Origin of the sequence: Bacteroides coprosuis, from assembly GCF_020741705.1 — a bacterium.
Taxonomy (GTDB): Bacteria; Bacteroidota; Bacteroidia; order Bacteroidales; family Bacteroidaceae; genus Bacteroides_E; species Bacteroides_E coprosuis.
In genome coordinates, this window is the sequence record NZ_DYYK01000140.1 from 1 (window position 1) to 19,752 (window position 19,752).

The window sequence follows — 19,752 nt, forward strand, 5'->3', positions numbered from 1 at the left end:
TGCACCAAAAGTTGCAAGCATTATGGCTAAAGAAATGAATAAAGACAAAGATTGGGAAAACCAACAAGTAAATGATTTTATCGAATTAGCTCAAAACTATCTGCTAACTCCGTATAAACCTGGTAAATAAATATAGAACTAAATTAATACCTTAATTTAATACAAGTATGGAAAAGTACATTTTAGCATTCGACGCAGGAACTACAAGTTCCAGAGCAATTGTTTTTAATCACTCAGGTGAAATATGTTCTGTTGCTCAAAAAGAATTCACCCAATATTTTCCACAAAGTGGATGGGTAGAACATGATCCTCACGAAATTTGGTCTTCATTAGCCTCTGTTGCAGCAGAAGCTATCACCAAAATAGGTATCAATGGAAAATACATTGCAGGTATTGGTATTACCAATCAACGTGAAACTACTATCGTATGGGATAAAGCAACAGGTGATCCTATCTACAATGCTATTGTTTGGCAAGACCGTAGAACAGCTGAGTATTGTGATAAATTAAAAGAAGCAGAACTTATTCCTTTTATTAAAGACAAAACAGGTCTTATCATTGATGCTTATTTTAGTGCTACTAAAGTTAAATGGATTTTGGACAATGTTGAAGGAGCACGTGAAAGAGCAGAAAAAGGAGAACTAGCATTCGGTACAGTAGATAGCTGGATTGTTTGGCAATTAACACGTGGAGAAAGACATGTTACTGATGTTACCAATGCATCTCGAACAATGTTATTCAACATTCACACTTTGGAATGGGATAAAGACCTACTTAAATTGTTTGATATACCTGAAGCAATGCTTCCTGAAGTAGCATCATCAAGTGAAATTTATGGTCATACAAAAACTACAATTTTTGCTCATAAAGTTCCTATTTCAGGTATAGCAGGTGACCAGCAAGCAGCTTTATTTGGACAAATGTGTATTGAACCAGGTATGGTTAAAAACACATACGGAACTGGTTGCTTTATCTTAATGAACACAGGAGAAGAACCTGTAATTTCAAAAAACAACTTAGTTAGTACTATTGCATGGAAAATAGGCAATAAAGTTACCTATGCATTGGAAGGTAGTATTTTCATGGGAGGGGCAATTGTTCAATGGCTTCGTGATGGTCTAGGAATCATTAAATCTTCATCAGAAATAGAAGAATTGGCACGTAAAGTACCTGATTGTGGAGATGTATACTTTGTTCCTGCATTAACAGGTTTAGGTGCTCCATATTGGGATCAATATGCTCGTGGTACTATTGTTGGATTATCCAGAGGTACTACAGCAGCACATATTGCTAGAGCAGCCCTTGAAGGTATAGCTTATCAATCTATGGACGTAATTAATGCAATGATCTTAGACGCAGGTATCGGTCTTAAAGAACTTCGTGTTGATGGTGGTGCATCTAGAAACAATCTATTAATGCAATTCCAATCCGATGTACTAGCACAAACAGTTATTCGCCCTCATACGATAGAAACAACAGCTTTAGGTGCAGCATATTTGGCTGGTCTAGCTGTAGGCTTCTGGGAAAATATTGATGAAGTTAAAAAGCAATGGACTGTTGATAGCACATTTGAACCAGATGCTCAACACGACATGCAGTTAGCTAAACGCAAATGGGCAGCAGCAATTTACCGTTCTCAAGACTGGGTAAAATAAGATTAACCTATCTAATACTATAAATAATATGGACTCAAGATTTATTCTCGAATTTTTCGGGACAGCAATGCTTATACTCTTAGGTGACGGGGTAGTAGCAAACAATTTATTAAAAGGAACAAAAGGTCAGAATGCTGGCTGGATAGTAGTAACATTTGCATGGGGGCTAGCAGTATTTGTAGGCGCTTATGTTGCAGGTGACTCGGGTGGACACTTAAACCCCGTTGTTACTCTCGGCTTATATATGGCTGGCTTATTTGATGGAACTATTAGCACTGTTATTGGATATACTATAGCACAACTTCTTGGTGGTTTTTTAGGAGCATGCTTAGTTTATTTAGTCTACAAACCTCATTTTGACAAAGAAGAAAGTGCAGATAAAAAACTTTGGGTGTTCTGTACAGCTCCAGAGATAAGAAGCCCCTTCTATAACTGTGTAGCGGAAGCCATTGGTACTTACGTACTTATTATGGGTATATACCTTGCAGGAGGAGCTAAAATAGCTGGTCCTTTCCCTGTAGCTATGGTAATCGTTGTCATTGGTATGTCATTAGGTGGTCCTACTGGATATGCGATCAACCCTGCTCGTGACCTTCCTCCTCGTATAGCTCACGCACTACTACCTATTAAAGGCAAAAGAGATAGTGACTGGGGTTATGCATGGGTACCAATTGTTGGTCCTATCATAGGTACATTACTTGCCGTAGGTACTTACATGCTTTTTACTAATTATGCAATTATTTAATCTAAACACAAAACGACAATGAAAACTAAATATTGTTTTTTAACACTCCTTTTAGCTCTATTCTGTATCCCAGGATTTTCTCAAGAGCTTACAGATGCGCCAATCGACTTCTCTCTACAAGTTAAAAACATGCACTTATGGAGAGGGCAACAAGTAACTAATGCAGCTTTAGCAGATGTTGATATTCATGTATTTGATAAAAACAAAATGTTTAAAGCAGGTTTATGGGGTGCAGCTAGTTTCAACGGCGTATATAGAGAATTTGATTATTACGTAAGCTTTGAAAAAGCTGGATTCAGCATAGCTTTATGGGATATTTATAATTTCTCTACTAATGAAACAGGTTGGAATCACGATAAAGTATTTAATTATAGTGCAAGAGAAACAGGACACTTTCTAGACTTAGCAGTAGCTTATCAATTTCAAGGAAAATTTCCTTTAAAAATAAGTTGGGCAACTGTTTTATTTGGTCGTGATAGAGGAGGTTTTGATCTAAATACAAAAAATAGATATTCTACTTATGTTTCTCTAGACTGCCCTGTACTTCGTCACCATGTTGTTAACTTAGACTTTGGTATTGCAGGAGCGTTTGCTCTAGACAAATACTCAGGAACAAAAGCTAACTTCTATGGAGATACAGCAGGTATCGTAAATGTAAATATGACTGCGTCAAAAGTGTTGAATATTGGTAAGTTTAAACTTCCAGTATCTGCAATGGCTATGTGGAATCCTATGCAAAACATCGCTAATATTCAAGTAGCATTTGACCTATTCTAGCTTGTAATTATAAGTTTCATGTTTAATAAGATTGTTAGTTAATGAAAAAGCCCATCGAATTCGATGGGCTTTTCTTATTTATCACAACAAAACGAATTCATTGTGTATATTATAAACAAAACCATATTATAGGTTTAAAAGAGTCTTAGTATCAAAAGCAATCATATATTCCTCATCTGTAGGAATAACAGCTACTTTAACTCTAGAATTATCTGAGCTGATAATCTTTTCATCACCTCTTACTTTATTCTTATCTGCATCTAGTTCAACACCTATGAATTGTAAACCATCACAAGCAATTGCTCTACATTCAGGAGAATTTTCACCTACTCCACCAGTAAAGATAATAGCGTCTACACCACCTAAAGCTGCAGCATAAGCTCCAATATATTTCTTAATTCTATAGAAATACATTTCTTTACCAAGAATAGCACGATCGTTGCCACTATCAGCAGCTGCATCAATCTCACGCATATCAGAAGACACCCCTGATATACCTAAGATACCACTTTTCTTATTAACAAGTGAAGAAACACCAGCTGAATCAAGATTTTCTTTATCCATTAAGAATGTTAATGCACCAGCATCGATATCTCCAGAACGTGTACCCATCATTAAACCTTCAACAGGAGTTAGTCCCATTGATGTATCAACAGATTTTCCATTTAATACGGCAGTTATGGAACCTCCGTTACCAATATGGCAAGTAATGATTTTATTATTTTTAGGATCTAATCCTAAAGTTTCAATCGCACGCATACTTACATAACGATGGCTTGTTCCATGGAAACCATAACGACGCACACTATATTTCTTATAATATTCATAAGGTAGAGCATACATAAATGCATGTCTTGGCATGGATTGATGAAATGCAGTATCAAAAACTCCTACTTGTGAAATTTTTGGTAATAATTTACTAATTGTAGCTACACCTTTCAGATTGGCTGGGTTGTGCAAAGGAGCTAAATCTGAACATTGCTCAACTTGACGAATTACTTCATCATTGATAATGACAGATTGGTTGAATTTTTCACCTCCATGTACTATACGATGTCCCACAGCTTTGATTTCATCTAAAGATGAAATACAGCCATACTCCTTGCCTACTAATGTTTCAAGAATAAACTCAATACCAATGGTATGTTCTGGTATCGCTTTCTCTAATACTACTTTTTCTCCTGATGGTAATGTAAACTTCAAAAAAGAACCAGGAAGTCCTATTTTTTCAATTCCTCCTTGAGCTGCTACTGAAGCATTGCTCATATCAAACAGTTTGTACTTAATCGATGAACTTCCACAGTTCAACACTAAAATCTTCATGTTATAGTATTTGTATTTATAAGGTTAGTTATTTTTTATTATTAGCTGCAATAGCTTGATTTGCAGTAATAGCTACCATCGTATAAATATCGCTAATAGAACAACCTCTTGAAAGATCATTAACTGGTGAAGCAATACCTTGTAAAATAGGACCAACTGCTTCAGCATTCCCTAAACGTTGTACCAACTTATATGATATATTTCCTACTTCAAGATTTGGAGCTATTAAAACATTCGCATGACCAGCTATTGTAGACCCTGGAGCTTTACTTTCTCCAATTGATGGAACTAAAGCCGCATCAGCTTGCAACTCGCCGTCTAGTTGAATATGGGGCGCTTTCGCTTTAGCTAGTTTTACTGCTTCAACCACTTTATCTACAGCTTCACTTTTTGCTGAACCTTTAGTAGAAAAGCTTAATAAAGCAACTTTAGGCTCTTCTATACAACCTACTACTTTAGCTGTTTCTGCTGTAGTTATAGCAATTTCTGCTAATTGTTCTGCTGTTGGATCTGGAGTTACGGCAACATCACTCATCAACAATAGACCATTCTTACCATAATCTGGAGCTTTAGTTAGAAGTAACATTGCGCCAGAAACAGTACTTATACCAGGAGCAGTCTTTATAATTTGTAATGCTGGGCGAAGTACATTACCTGTTGTGTTTCGAGCACCAGCCAACTGTCCATCAGCATCACCATTCTTTATCATTAAGCAACCATAATAAAGAGGGTCAAGCACTTTTTCACGAGCCTCTTCTATAGTCATACCTTTTTTCTTACGCAACTCACAAAGTAACTGAGCGTACTCTTCTTTCTTAGGAGAGTTTTTGGGATCAATAATAGTTGCTTTATCAATATTACCTAAACCCCATTTTTTTGACAATGCGTGAATCTCATCAGAATCACCTAGAAGAATTAGATCAGCAATACCATCAGTTATAACCTGATTAGCAGCTTTAAGCGTACGTTCTTCTGTACCTTCTGGTAGGACGATACGTTGACGCTTTGCTTGTGCACGCTTTACGATCTCATTAATTAAACTCATGATTATATTTTTTATTACAATTAATAGAAAAGATTTATTCTCCACAAAAATACACAATATTGCTATATCTACATTACAATTATCATAGTTTTATACAAAGTCCTAGATATTGACACAAAAATAGGCAAGCAATTCTTCTAAAGGTATTAACAAATAATTACAATTTAGCTAAATGAAGAAATTTTATTAAAACAGAACAGCGTTTTATATTTTTATATACCTTTGTGCCGTTTTCAAAAAAGGTATATATATGATACGGCAATGTGCCATTCTTTTCGGCTGTTTAGCCTTAGGTGAACTAGTGGTTTACCTTACTGGGATAAAACTCCCATCGAGCATAATAGGAATGCTCTTTCTTACACTATTTTTACGATTGGGTTGGATTAAATTACATTGGGTGCAAGGTATGTCCGACTTTCTGGTAGCGAATTTAGGATTTTTCTTCATCCCTCCAGGAGTTGCATTAATGTGCTATTTGGATATTATTCAAGCACAATTTTGGCCAATAGTTATTGCTACACTTATTAGTACCATCGTGGTGTTAGTTATCACAGGATGGGTTCACCAATTAATGCGTAAAATCAAATGAATTTTCTAGAAAATCAGTTTTTTCTTCTCGCAGTTACATTCACTTTATTCTTCTTTGCAAAACTGCTACAGAAGCGTACTCACATCTTACTTTTAAATCCTATTCTTATTACAATAGCAGTACTTATTGTCTTTCTTAAGACATTTAATATAAGCTACGAAACTTATAACGAGGGAGGTAAATTAATTGAGTTTTGGCTAAAACCTGCGGTTGTAGCATTAGGAGTTCCTCTTTATCTTCAGCTAGAAACTATTAAGAAACAATTTATTCCTATTCTAGTTTCTCAATTTGCTGGGTGTGTTATAGGTGTAGTAACTGTAGTTTGGATTGCTAAACTAATGGGTGCTAGCCATGAAGTAATACTCTCATTAGCTCCAAAATCTGTAACTACACCGATTGCTATGGAGGTAACTAAATCTTTGGGAGGAATACCTTCGCTTACAGCGGCTGTTGTTGTTTGTGTAGGATTACTAGGTGCAATTCTGGGATTCAAAGTAATGCAACTAATGAAGGTTAGTAGCCCTATAGCTCAGGGACTATCTATCGGGACCGCTGCTCATGCTGTTGGAACCTCTACAGCTATGGAAGTGGGAAAAAAATATGGGGCTTATGCTAGCCTTGGGCTAACGCTAAATGGCATTCTAACCTCTATTCTTACGCCTACCATATTAAGACTTATGGGATTCTTATAACAAAAACACGTTTTGATTGTTATTATTGATGATTAAAAACGTTATAAGAATTTTATGATAGCATTTAAAGATATTGAAATATCTGATAAAGATACCATTACCAAATTTACAATGAAAAGTAATAGGCGTAATTGCGACCTATCCTTTTCGAACTTATGCAGTTGGAGATTCCTCTATGATACCCAGTTTGCCATTGTCGATGGCTTTTTAGTCTTCAAATTTTGGGTTGAAGGAGAATTAGCCTATATGATGCCTGTAGGTGGGGGTGATTTAAAAAAAGTTATTAAGGACCTCATACAGGACGCTAACGAAGAGCAACAACCTTTTAGGATGCTAGGTGTATGTAGAGGAATGCAAGCCGATTTAGAAGAAATACTACCTAATAAATTTGCGTTTGCTACAACACGTAATTATGCAGATTATATCTATCTAAGAACAGATCTAGCCACTTTGAAAGGGAAAAAATTTCAATCAAAAAGAAATTTTACAAACCGTTTTAAAAGAGAACATCCTAACTACGAATATACTCCAATCACATCAGATAATATTGATGAATGTCTCATATTAGAAGAAAAATGGTGTAAAGAGAATAATTGCGATGAGTATGAAGGTACTGGAAATGAAAGAAGAGCATTGACTTTCGCTCTTAAAAATTTCGAAGCTCTTGGATTAACAGGAGGACTACTACGAGTAGATGGCAAAATTGTTGCCTTTACATTTGGTATGCCAATCAACTACGATACATTTGGTACCCATGTAGAAAAAGCTGACACCTCTATTGAAGGAGCTTATGCAATGATTAATATGGAATTTGCTAATCATATTCCTGAGCAATATGTATATATTAATAGAGAAGAAGATTTAGGAATTCCTGGATTAAGGAAAGCCAAATTATCTTATAATCCAGAAATTATCTTAGAAAAAAGTATGGTAAACCTACTTAAAGATGAACCTGTCGAACTAATAAACTGGTAACTATGAAAAAGAAGGAAAAGGCTAAAGAATTATGGGAGATTTGCTTCAATGATAATCCCCTTTTTACAGAATTATACTTTCAAAAACGCTACACAGATGAAAATACTATTTCCATCATGGATGGTGAACGTATGACTTCAGTGCTACAACTCTTGTCTTATCCTTTCAAGTTCCATGGACAAATAGTACCCTCTTCCTATATTTCTGGAGCATGTACACATCCAGATTATAGAAAGAAGGGCATTATGCATCAGCTATTGGAGAAAAGCTGTAAGCAATTACAAGATAAAAACATCCCAATCTGTACCCTAATTCCAGCTAATGATAATTTATTCATTTATTACCAAAAGTCAGGTTTTGAAACTGTATTTTTCAACACAGCCTACAACCTAGACTTACCAAAGGAAAAAAAAGATAGCGATATCGTTGTAACATTTTATGATCAATTTAACCAAAAGAGTTACAATTACTTTGACAAAAGAATGAATGAAATTCCTGCAGTTATATTACATACAAAAGAAGACTTCGAAGTAATATTGGCAGATCTTCGCTTAGCTCAGGGTCAAGTTTTCACTGCCCATAAAGGAAGGGATATTGTAGGTATTGCACTAGCTTATTACGATACGGAAGATAAATCCATACACGTTAATGAAATTCTTGCTGATAGTAGAGCTATCCAGCACGAGCTTTTTTACACCATGTATAAGTACTTTGGTACTAAATCCTTATATGTCATATCTCCTCCCTTAAGCAATAAAAAGGAAAAGTTTGGTATGTTACGTATCATACAAGTCAAACCAATACTAGAAATATTTGCAAAAGCATTACCTAAATGGAAAGATGAATTCTTTGTAGAAGATCCTTTATTAAGCAAAAATGAAGGCTTTTATACTATAAAAGAAGGAATTGTTTCTTTTAAAAAGACAAAAAAGCAAGAAACCCATACAGTGCTTAGCATAAATGAATTAGCCACCAAGCTATTTATGAACCTAGAGCCTTATATGAGTTTAATGCTTGATTAAGATATATCATTAGTGGGTTATTTCATTATAGCCCACTAAAATCCACATTATCAAAAACCAATGAAGGTATTCTCCAAGAAGAAGACAACTTAGGATCGTTCCCCACACCGATTAGTGAAGCCCAAAGAGTAATTAGATTACCCGTAATATTCATTTCAGAAATAGGTTGGGTCAATCTTCCGTGTTCTATTAAAAAACCTTCTACTCCGAAGGAAAAATCTCCCGTTGAACTATTTGAGTTTCCACCATTAAAAGCAGTTACCAATATCCCTTTATCTAGTGACGAAATTAATTCTTCTAGATTATTGGGGCCCAATTTCATTTCAAGGAGTGAAGGCCCACTAATTGTGGGTGTAATACCCATTTTATTACCTACATAAGTATCTATAAAGTAAGTATTCAATACTCCCTCCGTAAAAATCTCTCTCGTCTGAGTTGCTACTCCTTCCCCATCAAAATAACGAGCCCCACTTGCCCTTTTTATATGAGGTCTATCATAAAGAGTAAATAAACTACTTCCTATTTTTTCATTTAATTTATCTTCTAAAAAAGAGTTTTTCTGCTGCAAGGCATTCCCATAAGTAGCTCCTAAAAGAGGAGATAACAAACGAGAAGAAGTGAGTGAATCAATAAGCATTGTATATTTACCAGATTTTACCTTTTTCTGTCCCAGCTTTCGTAAGGTTCTTTCTAGTGCCTTAGCTCCAATTCCATTCGTATTGAGATCAGAAAAATAAATAGCAGAGTCATACCAAAAATCAGAAGGCCTGGCTTCTCCTTCTCCTTTAATGCTTACACTTGAAGAAACATTATACCAAGAGCGATCCGTTTCACCTTCAAAACCGTTACTTGTTATTTGATAAACTGAACTAGAACCATCGGAGTAACTAGAAGAAACAGATAATATTCGATTGTCTTTTCCCAAGATTTCATGAGCTACTTTCTTTGCTATAGCTACTTTTTCATCAGGATGAATATTTTCAAATGAATTATCATAAAGTTGTAGATTCGGCAAATCCCCCTTGTAGTATCTATCAGATCTGGGAAGAGTTCTAGCTTTATCCACAGCTAAATAACGAGTAGCCTCAATGCCTGTTTTTATAAATTGTTCTAATTCTTTTTTATCCAATCTATTTGTTGAAAAAGAACCAAACCTACCATCTACATATAAATGAAAACCAAGAGCCATCTCTGAGGCCTGCTCTAAGGTTTCTATCTTTGCATCACGTAAGGAGTAGCTCGAATTTACTCCTTCTTGAAGTATTACTTTTGCAGACTGACAGCCATTTTTCAAAGCAAAATCCATAGCCCATTCAGAGAGCTTTTTATATTCTGTTGATATCATAACATTTTTCTTTTAAAGGTTTAACTTTCTCCACCAACGGTCAGTTTACTAACAAGTGCAGAGGGCATTCCACAGGTAACAGGACAAGACTGTCCATCCTTACCACAAGTCCATGTACCATTATCAATAATATCATTGTCAGCAACCATCGTTATATCAGCCAAAGCTTTTGGTCCATTTCCAATAATATTGATATCCTTAATAGGCTGGGTAAGTTTCCCATCTTCTATCAAGAATCCCGATTTTACAAAGAAAGTAAAATCTCCTGCACCAATTTGAACTTGTCCATTGGTAAATTGGTTTACGTAAACACCCTTTTTTACAGATGCTATAATATCTTTTTCTTTATAGTTTCCAGGCTCCATATAAGTAGCACGCATCCTAGGTATAGGCATGCTACGAAATGATTCTCTTCTACCATTTCCTGTTGGTTCTACACCATAATGCTTTGCACTAATTCTATCATGCAGATAGCTTGTTAAGACACCTTCTTTAACAATATAAGTTTTTTGACCTTCAACGCCTTCATCATCTATATTTACAGATCCTCTGTTGTAGAGTATAGTACCATCATCAATCACAGAAATATGTTTATTACATACTTTCTTATTCAACTGATTTGCAAAAATAGAGGTGTTTTTTCTATTGAAATCAGCCTCAAAAGCATGTCCTATAGCTTCATGCAACAATATACCCGAACCACCAGCACCCATAACGACAGGCATCTCTCCGCCTTTAGGTTTGATAGCTTTAAATGACAGAGAAGTATTTTCAACGGCTTCTCTAGCCACGATATCCATTAAATCTTGGGTAAGAAACTCAAAGCCTCTTCGATAAGATCGTGAAGCATATCCATTTTCAGTTCTATCTCCCTCTTTCATTACGCAGAAAGCTGTAAAAGAAACCATCGGTCTATAATCGTAATAACTCACTCCTTCTGAGTTACAGAATAAAATATGAGAAGTGTTATCTGAAAGTGAAGCGACAACCTTAATAACACGATTATCCAACGAGAATATTTTTTCATTTACCTTTTGAAGGTAAGGTATTTTATCTTTTAATATAACCTGCTCCCAGGGAGAAGTGACAGGATAGTAATTTTCTTTTATTACTTTTTCAGTCAATGCAACTGGATCAACTTTTCTACTACCTTGAGCAATACGAGCTGCTGTACGAGCTGCCTTCAACATTTCTTCTAATGTAATATGTTCTACATAGGCATATCCGGTTTGATCTCCAGACACAACGCGTATACCTACTCCATAGTCAATATTAGAACTACAGCGGTTTACTTCCCCATCTTGCAACCCAATATTGTTGTTAAAAGAATGTTCAAAGAAGACATCTGCATAATCACCTCCCTTTTCTAGTGCTGCTTTAAGCACTTTCTTGATATCCTCCTGTGTTACTTCAAAATGATTCATCGCTCGCATAAGAGTTCCTTCATCTTTATGCTTATTACTCTCTGTTAATGACGTGGCTGATGCTATTGTAGGAGCTGCTAGCGAACCCAAGAGTGCTAAGCCTCCTGATCTCAAAAACTTACGTCTATCCATAGCTTTAATTTAAGTTAATTTTCTTTAGTCAGTAATGTCTCTAATTCTTCAGCACTAAGTTTAAGGTAAAATTGCCCTTGATAAGCTACAGAAATATCACCTGTTTCTTCGGAAACAACTATTGCATGTGCATCAGATTGTTGTGAAATACCCATAGCTGCTCGATGTCTTAATCCTAGTTCCTTAGGAATATTCATATCATGTGATACAGGCAAAATACAGCCTGCTGCACGAATTTTATTCTTATTGATAATCATAGCTCCATCATGAAGGGGGCTATTCTTAAAAAATATATTTTCAATTAACCTTTGATTAATCTCGGCATTAAACTCTTCCCCAGTTGCTATGATTTCATCCAAAGGAAATGTATGCTCCATCACAATAAGTGCTCCTACTTTCTGTTTACTCATATTTAAACAAGCAATCACTATAGGTAGAATATCATCATGTTCTACTTTCCCTTCTATATGACCCGTAAAAAATCGCACCAGTCGCCTAACATTCCTATGGGAGCCTAAAGTAAGTAAAAATCTTCTTATTTCATCTTGAAAGAGAATAATAAGAGCAACCACTCCCACACTCACAAGCTTATCAAATATAGACCCTAAAAGTCGCATTTCAAGAACTTGCGTAACTACTAGCCAAATCATTACAAACACTAAAATACCAGCAAAAAGATTGATAGAGCCCGACGACTTCATCAACTTATAAGTATAGTAGAGTAAGGATGCTACTAATAGAATATCTATAAAGTCTTTTACACCGAAATCAAAAAACACGTGCTACAATATTTAATTAGCCTCCTTTCCTATCGTTGAATAGGATCAGATTCTTTCATTTTATTTATAATTCGAACTACTTCTACTGCCTCTTTAACATCATGAACTCTAAGTATATTAGCTCCTCTTTCTAGTGATAAGGCATTTATAACAGATGTACCGTTTAGTGCTTCATCAGGAGATATATCTAGCAAATTGTATATCATAGATTTACGAGACACTCCTACTAAGATAGGTAAATCAAAAATACTAAACTCATCTAAAGCAGCTAATAATTCATAGTTATGAGTAACTGTTTTTCCAAAGCCAAAACCAGGATCTAGAATAATGTCTTTCACTCCTAATTCCTGCAACCTCCCTACTTTATGTGCAAAGAACTCTAGCACTTCTTTTAAGAGGTTATCATAGTGAGGATTCTTTTGCATAGTTTGCGGAGTTCCTTGCATATGCATGATAATATAAGGAACATTCAAGTCGGAAATAGTTTCAAACATATTCTCATCCATCTGCCCAGTAGCGATATCATTTATTATGGCTACTCCATGTTCTTCTACACACATTCTAGCTACATCTGCCCTAAAGGTATCAACAGATATTACAGCATTAGGGATAGTTTCATTGATAATTTTAAGTCCAAAATGTAATCTATCCATTTCTTCTTCTGTGGTAATGTGTTTAGCATTGGGACGAGAAGAATAAGCACCTACATCAATTATTGTTCCACCTTCATCAATAATTTGAAGTGCTCTTTGTTTTATATCTAACTCAGTATGCTTTCTACTTGCCGCATAAAATGAATCAGGGGTTACATTTAATATCCCCATAACTTGAGGTTGAGCTAAGTCCATTAGCTTTCCATTCACATTTATATACTTAGGAGCTTTACTCTTCATAGTCAATTTTATTCTATAAACGATTCACACAAATGTAAAGAAAATAATGGGCTTAACCTTTATCAAAGGGCAAGAAAACTTCTTGTATACCAAGTCTATCAAAAGTGTTTTTGGTATTTTGATATCAGACAAACTCCAATTAATGAGGTAAGCAATAATCTTCAGACTGCATATTGTATATAATTTCCCTTTTTACACTTATACATAATAGAAAAATGTATTTTTGTATAGATACAATTAGTCTAAAACAAATATGCCATGTATATAAAAACACTTTATCAATATTATAAAGATTGTGGAGGGCAAATTACAACAGATAGTAGAAATTGCCCTAAAGGTTCATTGTTTATTGCGTTAAAAGGAGAAAATTTTGACGGGAATCTTTATGCTTCTAAAGCACTAGAAAATGGAGCTGCATTTGTAATTGTAGACAATCCTGAGGTTGTGATAGAAGGTGATGATAGATATATCTTAGTGCATGATTCACTCCATGCCCTACAACAAATGGCCAACTATCATAGGCAAATGCTAAAAACCCCTATTATAGCTATTACAGGGACAAATGGTAAAACAACCACTAAGGAGTTAATAGCAAATGTTTTATTAAAGAAATACAAAACACACTATACTCAGGGTAATTTCAATAATCATATTGGGGTACCTCTCACTATATTAAGTATGACAGCTAGTGATGAAATGGCTGTAATCGAAATGGGAGCAAACCACCCTGGAGAAATAAAAGATTTAACGCGCATTGTATTGCCCGATTATGGATTGATTACCAATGTAGGTAAAGCACATTTAGAAGGTTTTGGGTCTTTGGAGGGTGTTATAAGAACTAAGAGTGAACTCTATGATTATCTGAAAGAGAAAAAGAATGGCACAGCCTTCATCAATTTTGACGACAGCATACTAATGAAGCAAGCTGAAGGTATTTCTCATTTAATTACTTACGGAACATCTGAATCAGCATCTGTCTGTGGAAAGATAGATGATAGTAGTTTAACTTTGAGTTTGGAATGGTATAAGACTACCCTTTCAAATAATATTCAAAGGATTAATACCCAACTTATTGGAGATTATAATTTGAGCAATATATTAGCAGCTATAACAATAGGTGTATTCTTTAAAGTTCCTATAGAAGATATTAAAGAAGCATTAGAGCAATATACTCCACAAAACAATAGATCTCAGTTTAAGAAAACAGAGTCAAACCAACTCATCATTGATGCATACAATGCTAATCCCACTAGTATGCTGGCAGCTCTTAACAACTTTTGTAATCTAAAGGCCGAACACAAAATGGTTATACTAGGAGATATGCGTGAGCTAGGGAAAGATAGTCTTTTAGAACATCAAAAAATTATAGATTTTTTGACTAAACACAAAGATATCGAAAAGGTATTATTAGTTGGTGATGAGTTTTGTAAAACGAATCATCCTTATACTCATTTTAATGATGTAAATGAAGTCAAGGATTATCTAGTTTCAGACCCAATAACAGACCATACGATCTTAATTAAAGGCTCAAACGGAATTAGGTTATTTACTCTTGTGGATAGCTTTTAGAAAAGCTTCGATTTTCTGAAGACAAAAAAGAAAAGCAAGCTTGCCACTAAAGCACCCATGCTATTAGCCAGAAAGTCTAACCACTCGCCACCTCTATAGGTAGTACAGTACTCTTGGAGCAACTCTATCAATCCACTTATTAATATCGGAAGATAAAACGCTATAACCCATCCTTTTTTAGGGTGGGTTCTTTTTGGGACACGCAAAAACTCTACCCAAAGTATGGAGGAAAATCCAAAATACATCAAAAAGTGAATAACTTTATCTAGATGTGGTATATTAGGTACACCCACTGACGGCGGCCTAAAAAAAGACAAATAACAGATTATTAAAAAAATAATTATAGAGATTGGATATTTTCTAATTCGTTTATGCATTTTATTTTATCTAAGACTGCGAATATACTAGTTTTTTACCTACTTTCGAATCCGATAAACCTTAACGATTTTAAAATTAATGCAGTGGAAAGATCTTTTCTATTTTTCACGTAAAGAAAGAATAGGATTATTAGTACTTGTTTTATTAATTCTAATTGCACTCTTTCTCTTACAGTATTTACCCTCATTAAGAATCTCTCACAGAGACCCTTATCTTTCTCAATTCCAAAAAGAATATGAGACTTTTGTATCAACTAAAAATTTGGAAATTGACAGTATCAGAGAGGCTAAAGTTCATCTAACATTAACTAAAAAATTCAACCCCAATAAAGATTCAAAAGAAGAATTGATAAATGCAGGTCTATCTCAAGCTATAGCCCAAAATATTATAAATTATAGAAACAAAGGTGGGGTCTATAGAAAAACGACAGATCTTAAAAAACTATTCACAATAAATGATACTATTTATCCTCAAATAGAAGCTTTCATAGTCATAGCAGATCAACAGTCACAGTCTTACTTAATGCCTCAGTACAATAAGACTACACACACGCCATCTAAACAAATAGAGAAACTTCAAACGGGGACAATTATAGCTCTCAATTCAGCAGATACAACACTTCTAAAAAAAATTCCAGGTATAGGATCATACTATGCGAAAAAGATAGTGAGATACCGAGATAAATTAGGAGGTTTCTATACTATAAAACAGTTTAAAGAAATAGATTTAGATGTTGAGCTGTTCAAAACGTGGTTTAGCATAGATCCCACAGAAATAATTCCTTTAGAAATCAACAAACTTGACTTTAAAAGTCTTCTAAAGCATCCTTATCTCAACTATGAGCAAGTAAAAGCCATCTTCTATCTAAGACGAAAACAAGGAGAAATAAAAAGCATCAAACAACTTCAAATTTTAGAAGAGTTTGATGCTATAACTATAGATCGTTTAAGAAATTACTTATCATTCAATTGACCATCAATTAGATGAATGGTTCGATCTGTTAATTGAGCTAACTTTTCATCATGAGTAACTATCACAAAAGTTTGACCTAGTTGATCTCTTAGATCAAAGAATAGCTGATGAAGTTCTTCCTTGTTTTGTGTATCCAAGCTTCCAGAAGGCTCATCTGCTAAAACCACTGCTGGATCATTTATTAATGCTCTAGCAACGGCTACTCGCTGTTTTTCTCCTCCCGAAAGTTCATTTGGCTTATGCTCTGCACGTTCTTTTAATCCAAGGAGATCAAGTAACTCCATTGCTCTATCCTGAGCTTTACTCTTCGACAAACCACCTATCAAAGCTGGCATCATAATGTTTTCTACTGCTGTAAACTCAGGTAATAGTTGGTGAAACTGAAAGATAAAACCAATCTCTTGATTCCTAAAGATAGCTAACTCTTTATCTTTTAAACCGTCTATTTTCTTACCTTTAATCTCTATAGATCCCTGATCAGGCTTATCCAATGTACCCATGATTTGTAAGAGAGTTGTTTTTCCTGATCCACTAGGACCAACAATGCTTACAATCTCTTTCTCATGAATTTCGAGATCAATACCTTTTAAGACTTTTAGGTCTCCAAAACTTTTTTGTATATCTCTTAATTTTATCACAGCAATAGGTTTATCTTTTTATAATCGAGTCAATACATATTCAGCTAAATAACAACCAAAAACAGCTGGCATGTAACTAACAGTTCCACATGTTGATTTTTTATTTTGCTCATCATCAATTAAGATGATAGCATTAGGGTCTGCTAATTCCTTACTATAAACAACGGGGAGTTTTTGTTTTATGCCCATTTTCAATAAGCGTTTGCGAACAGCCTTGCTTAATTTGCAATTAATTGTTTTCCACAAATTCTCAAAAGCAACTTGAGTAATATCAGTCTTGGCACCTGCACCCATACTAGAAATAATATTCAAATTACGATTTAAAGATTCTGCTATCAAAAAACATTTAGGAGATAATGTGTCTATGGCATCTATCACAAAGTCGTACTTTGCACGATCTAACAATTCTGGAATAGCCTCATCCTTTATAAAGATAGGTAATAAAGTCAATTCGATTTTTGGATTTATCTGACACAATCTTTCTCCCAACAGTTCCACCTTCTGCCGACCAATAGTAGACTGAAGTGCGGGTAGCTGACGATTTATATTACTCGGTTGGACAGTATCTCCATCCACTAAGGTCATTTTTCCTACGCCTGCCCTGCAAATCATTTCAGCAGCATAAGCACCTACACCTCCTGTCCCTACAATTAAAACATGGGCTTCTTCAAGCCTTTTCATCTTAGCTTCTCCATAAAGTAGAGAAGTTCTTTCTTTCCACTGCTCCATCAATTACTCTTGAATAGTTTATTAAACCACTGTACCACTTGCTGACAAAAACCTCTATTGGATTGTCGTATGGGGTCTGCAAAAGTAATAATCTCTCTTGGATCTCCATACTGTTCTGGATAAAGAATAGCAATACTAGTATCAGTAAAGTGTTTAGAAAGTAAAGTAGGAAGCTCCTCAAAAGAATGTCTATAAGAAATTGAACCTCTCCTAGCGCTTACAATCACAAATAGATGATCATGATTAACATGCTTTGTCAACATAATGATATCATCCCAGTGTTCTAGCTCATTGTACTGCACACGAAGAGCTTTGTATTCTTTATCTATAAATCCTTTTATATATCCCAGTGTTTTTTCATTTGCAAAGAAGTGAATTCTACAACCTAATTGTCCTCCCATACGGCACAACCGAGTAACCCATTTGGTGAATCCTGACTCTCTTTCTGCTCTTGAAGGAACTGCTACTATAATTTTTCGCAAGGTATTAACAGGCATTAAGGCCTTCACTATAAATATTTGACGACTAGTAGCACTTAACAAATTGAGTGTTTTAACACCAAAAAAGGAGTCAACAATATTAGCTTTTTTATGAAGACCTATAACTACATCTGTAGCTGCTTGTTCTTTCATTGTATGAATGATCCCCGACACAATACTCACATCATACCTTAGTATCGTTTGTATACTTACATCAGCTGAAGCTCCTACGGAAGCAGCAACCTCAAGGCTTCGCTGTCCCTGCACTTCTCGTGATTCAGAAGCCATTTCATCATTGATCACATGAAGTGCAACTAACCCATCTTTTTGCTTTTCATTTTTAATCAATAAAGCCATATTAATCAAATCCTCTATAGTATGTGGGTTCGCAACAGGAATCAGAATATTTTCCTCTTCACGCTTTTCACTAGCCTTATTATCATCTACGGCATCACCTGCAAGTGCTATCTTTCTCGCCGTTTTTTCTGTAACAACGGAGCTAATTAAACAAGTGATTAAGATCATAACAACTGTTCCATTTAATACGTCATCATTTAATAAAGGCACACCTGGAGAAACTTCAATTTTATTTCCGACAAGAACAGCAGCCAATGTAGCAGCAGCTTGAGCATTACTCAATCCAAAGATTATCGAACGCTCTTCTTTTTTCATTTTAAATGTTTTCTGAGTAAAGAATGCAGCTAACCACTTAGCTGATGTAGCAACAATAGTCATTACTATAGCTACCTTTAGAGCTTCTCCACCCTTAAAAAAGGTACGAAGATCTATGATCATCCCCACACCTATTAAGAAATAAGGGATAAATAAAGCATTACCCACAAACTCTAAACGATTCATTAAAGGAGAGAGCCTAGGTATCAGCCTATTTAGGACTAACCCCACCAAGAATGCGCCTAAAATACCCTCGAGTCCAGCTAATTCTAATAATCCACCTCCTAAGAAAACGACTGCCAACACAAAGACAAATTGCATGATGTTATCTTCATATTTTCTAAAAAACCAGCGAGCGATACGAGGTGTAAGTATTGCTATTAAAAGAACAACAATTATTACTTTTATAAATAATAAAAACCAAAAATATTCATCTATCTCTCCCCTATACATACCAGCAATTACAGCAAGTATTATCAACGCAAAGGTATCTGTTATAGCTGTACCTCCTACAGTAATACTAACACTCCGCATGCGGGACAAGCCATATTTACTTACAGCAGGATAAGAGATTAGTGTATGAGAAGCATACATACTTGCGAGCAACACAGACGTTATCACACTATATTCTAAGATATAGACACTACTAACAACCCCTATAACCATAGGGATACTAAAGGTGAATATACCAAAAATAAAAACCTTGAACCGATTAACTTTAAAGTCTTCTAGATCCATCTCTAGTCCTGCTAGAAACATGATATAATACAAACCAACCTTTCCAAAGAGCTCAAAACTGCTATCTCGCTCAAGAATATTTAGTCCATACTCACCTATTAAAACTCCAGCCAAAATCATACCGATGATATGAGGTATTTTCAACCGTCCTAAAATCATTGGGGCAAAAAGGATAATTGTT

General features: G+C 35.1%; 19 protein-coding genes. 9 read left to right on the top strand and 10 right to left on the bottom strand.

What is annotated here, in order from left to right; all coding sequences use genetic code 11:
- Positions 1-167: 167 nt before the first annotated feature.
- From glpK to K8V80_RS08100, 3 genes are read left to right on the top strand one after another with little or no spacing between them, the layout of a single operon-like run.
- Positions 168-1,655, top strand: a complete 1,488-nt coding sequence (glpK, locus tag K8V80_RS08090) for a glycerol kinase GlpK (protein WP_006743942.1) — start codon at positions 168-170, stop codon at positions 1,653-1,655.
- Between the two features lie 28 nt (positions 1,656-1,683).
- Positions 1,684-2,400, top strand: coding sequence for an MIP/aquaporin family protein (locus tag K8V80_RS08095; protein WP_006743941.1), 717 nt, complete (start codon positions 1,684-1,686; stop codon positions 2,398-2,400).
- Positions 2,401-2,418: 18 nt separating this feature from the next.
- Positions 2,419-3,177: a hypothetical protein gene (locus K8V80_RS08100; protein WP_276776876.1), complete on the top strand. Its 759-nt coding sequence runs from the start codon at positions 2,419-2,421 to the stop codon at positions 3,175-3,177.
- Between the two features lie 126 nt (positions 3,178-3,303).
- Here K8V80_RS08100 and K8V80_RS08105 read toward each other — a convergent pair whose 3' ends face one another.
- Positions 3,304-4,500, bottom strand: coding sequence for an acetate/propionate family kinase (locus K8V80_RS08105; protein WP_276776878.1), 1,197 nt, complete (start codon positions 4,498-4,500; stop codon positions 3,304-3,306).
- Positions 4,501-4,528: 28 nt separating this feature from the next.
- Positions 4,529-5,548, bottom strand: a complete 1,020-nt coding sequence (gene pta / locus K8V80_RS08110) for a phosphate acetyltransferase (protein ID WP_276776908.1) — start codon at positions 5,546-5,548, stop codon at positions 4,529-4,531.
- A gap of 247 nt (positions 5,549-5,795) precedes the next feature.
- On the opposite strand from pta, the gene K8V80_RS08115 reads away from it, so the two are divergent.
- From K8V80_RS08115 to K8V80_RS08130, 4 genes are read left to right on the top strand one after another with little or no spacing between them, the layout of a single operon-like run.
- On the top strand, positions 5,796-6,134 hold the full coding sequence (locus K8V80_RS08115) for a CidA/LrgA family protein (protein ID WP_006743937.1): 339 nt from the start codon (positions 5,796-5,798) through the stop codon (positions 6,132-6,134).
- Positions 6,131-6,826 (top strand): LrgB family protein, encoded by a 696-nt coding sequence (locus K8V80_RS08120; RefSeq protein ID WP_276776881.1) that lies wholly within the window; start codon positions 6,131-6,133, stop codon positions 6,824-6,826. Before K8V80_RS08115 ends, K8V80_RS08120 begins: the two co-directional genes overlap by 4 nt.
- A gap of 54 nt (positions 6,827-6,880) precedes the next feature.
- The gene (locus tag K8V80_RS08125) at positions 6,881-7,801 is read left to right on the top strand and encodes a DUF2156 domain-containing protein (protein WP_276776883.1); all 921 of its coding nucleotides are present in this window, start codon (positions 6,881-6,883) and stop codon (positions 7,799-7,801) included.
- 2 nt (positions 7,802-7,803) lie between these two features.
- Positions 7,804-8,823, top strand: coding sequence for a GNAT family N-acetyltransferase (locus tag K8V80_RS08130; protein WP_276776887.1), 1,020 nt, complete (start codon positions 7,804-7,806; stop codon positions 8,821-8,823).
- Positions 8,824-8,848: 25 nt separating this feature from the next.
- Here the strand turns inward: K8V80_RS08130 and K8V80_RS08135 are convergent, their stop codons facing one another.
- The 4 genes from K8V80_RS08135 to folP are packed head-to-tail and all read right to left on the bottom strand — an operon-like array spanning position 8,849 to position 13,396.
- Entirely contained in the window at positions 8,849-10,168 is a 1,320-nt protein-coding gene (locus tag K8V80_RS08135) for a TldD/PmbA family protein (protein WP_276776890.1), read from the bottom strand.
- A gap of 20 nt (positions 10,169-10,188) precedes the next feature.
- On the bottom strand, positions 10,189-11,724 hold the full coding sequence (locus K8V80_RS08140) for a TldD/PmbA family protein (protein WP_276776891.1): 1,536 nt from the start codon (positions 11,722-11,724) through the stop codon (positions 10,189-10,191).
- Positions 11,725-11,738: 14 nt separating this feature from the next.
- On the bottom strand, positions 11,739-12,503 hold the full coding sequence (gene cdaA, locus K8V80_RS08145) for a diadenylate cyclase CdaA (protein ID WP_276776892.1): 765 nt from the start codon (positions 12,501-12,503) through the stop codon (positions 11,739-11,741).
- Positions 12,504-12,532: 29 nt separating this feature from the next.
- Positions 12,533-13,396 carry a dihydropteroate synthase gene (gene folP, locus K8V80_RS08150; protein ID WP_276776893.1) on the bottom strand — a complete coding sequence of 288 codons (864 nt, stop codon included), beginning with the start codon at positions 13,394-13,396 and terminating at the stop codon, positions 12,533-12,535.
- A gap of 258 nt (positions 13,397-13,654) precedes the next feature.
- Here folP and K8V80_RS08155 point away from each other — a divergent pair, with 258 nt between their 5' ends.
- The gene (locus K8V80_RS08155; RefSeq protein WP_276776895.1) at positions 13,655-14,965 is read left to right on the top strand and encodes a UDP-N-acetylmuramoyl-tripeptide--D-alanyl-D-alanine ligase; all 1,311 of its coding nucleotides are present in this window, start codon (positions 13,655-13,657) and stop codon (positions 14,963-14,965) included.
- On the opposite strand, the gene K8V80_RS08160 is transcribed toward K8V80_RS08155, so the two are convergent.
- Positions 14,962-15,342 (bottom strand): VanZ family protein, encoded by a 381-nt coding sequence (locus K8V80_RS08160; RefSeq protein WP_276776897.1) that lies wholly within the window; start codon positions 15,340-15,342, stop codon positions 14,962-14,964. The genes K8V80_RS08155 and K8V80_RS08160 overlap by 4 nt on opposite strands.
- Positions 15,343-15,421: 79 nt before the next feature.
- On the opposite strand from K8V80_RS08160, the gene K8V80_RS08165 reads away from it, so the two are divergent.
- Positions 15,422-16,315 carry a helix-hairpin-helix domain-containing protein gene (locus K8V80_RS08165; protein ID WP_276776900.1) on the top strand — a complete coding sequence of 298 codons (894 nt, stop codon included), beginning with the start codon at positions 15,422-15,424 and terminating at the stop codon, positions 16,313-16,315.
- Here K8V80_RS08165 and K8V80_RS08170 read toward each other — a convergent pair.
- From K8V80_RS08170 to K8V80_RS08180, 3 genes are all read right to left on the bottom strand, one after another.
- Complete coding sequence (locus K8V80_RS08170) at positions 16,297-16,953, bottom strand: ABC transporter ATP-binding protein (RefSeq protein ID WP_006743926.1); 657 nt, start codon at positions 16,951-16,953, stop codon at positions 16,297-16,299. The genes K8V80_RS08165 and K8V80_RS08170 overlap by 19 nt on opposite strands.
- Before the next feature lie 18 nt (positions 16,954-16,971).
- Entirely contained in the window at positions 16,972-17,682 is a 711-nt protein-coding gene (locus K8V80_RS08175; RefSeq protein ID WP_276776904.1) for a tRNA threonylcarbamoyladenosine dehydratase, read from the bottom strand.
- Positions 17,682-19,752: cation:proton antiporter (locus tag K8V80_RS08180; RefSeq protein WP_276776906.1), on the bottom strand; the 2,071-nt coding region annotated here is incomplete at its 5' end. The genes K8V80_RS08175 and K8V80_RS08180, both read right to left, overlap by 1 nt.

Bases quoted from the DNA above. Each gene is read 5' to 3' on its own strand.
- K8V80_RS08160 (WP_276776897.1), bottom strand. From the start codon at position 15,342: ATGCATAAACGAATTAGAAAATATCCAATCTCTATAATTATTTTTTTA.
- K8V80_RS08130 (WP_276776887.1), top strand. From the start codon at position 7,804: ATGAAAAAGAAGGAAAAGGCTAAAGAATTATGGGAGATTTGCTTCAAT.
- K8V80_RS08155 (WP_276776895.1), top strand. From the start codon at position 13,655: ATGTATATAAAAACACTTTATCAATATTATAAAGATTGTGGAGGGCAA.
- K8V80_RS08175 (WP_276776904.1), bottom strand. From the start codon at position 17,682: ATGGAGCAGTGGAAAGAAAGAACTTCTCTACTTTATGGAGAAGCTAAG.
- K8V80_RS08100 (WP_276776876.1), top strand. From the start codon at position 2,419: ATGAAAACTAAATATTGTTTTTTAACACTCCTTTTAGCTCTATTCTGT.
- K8V80_RS08095 (WP_006743941.1), top strand. From the start codon at position 1,684: ATGGACTCAAGATTTATTCTCGAATTTTTCGGGACAGCAATGCTTATA.
- K8V80_RS08140 (WP_276776891.1), bottom strand. From the start codon at position 11,724: ATGGATAGACGTAAGTTTTTGAGATCAGGAGGCTTAGCACTCTTGGGT.
- folP (WP_276776893.1), bottom strand. From the start codon at position 13,396: ATGAAGAGTAAAGCTCCTAAGTATATAAATGTGAATGGAAAGCTAATG.
- K8V80_RS08120 (WP_276776881.1), top strand. From the start codon at position 6,131: ATGAATTTTCTAGAAAATCAGTTTTTTCTTCTCGCAGTTACATTCACT.
- K8V80_RS08165 (WP_276776900.1), top strand. From the start codon at position 15,422: ATGCAGTGGAAAGATCTTTTCTATTTTTCACGTAAAGAAAGAATAGGA.
- K8V80_RS08125 (WP_276776883.1), top strand. From the start codon at position 6,881: ATGATAGCATTTAAAGATATTGAAATATCTGATAAAGATACCATTACC.
- K8V80_RS08135 (WP_276776890.1), bottom strand. From the start codon at position 10,168: ATGATATCAACAGAATATAAAAAGCTCTCTGAATGGGCTATGGATTTT.
- K8V80_RS08115 (WP_006743937.1), top strand. From the start codon at position 5,796: ATGATACGGCAATGTGCCATTCTTTTCGGCTGTTTAGCCTTAGGTGAA.
- K8V80_RS08105 (WP_276776878.1), bottom strand. From the start codon at position 4,500: ATGAAGATTTTAGTGTTGAACTGTGGAAGTTCATCGATTAAGTACAAA.
- glpK (WP_006743942.1), top strand. From the start codon at position 168: ATGGAAAAGTACATTTTAGCATTCGACGCAGGAACTACAAGTTCCAGA.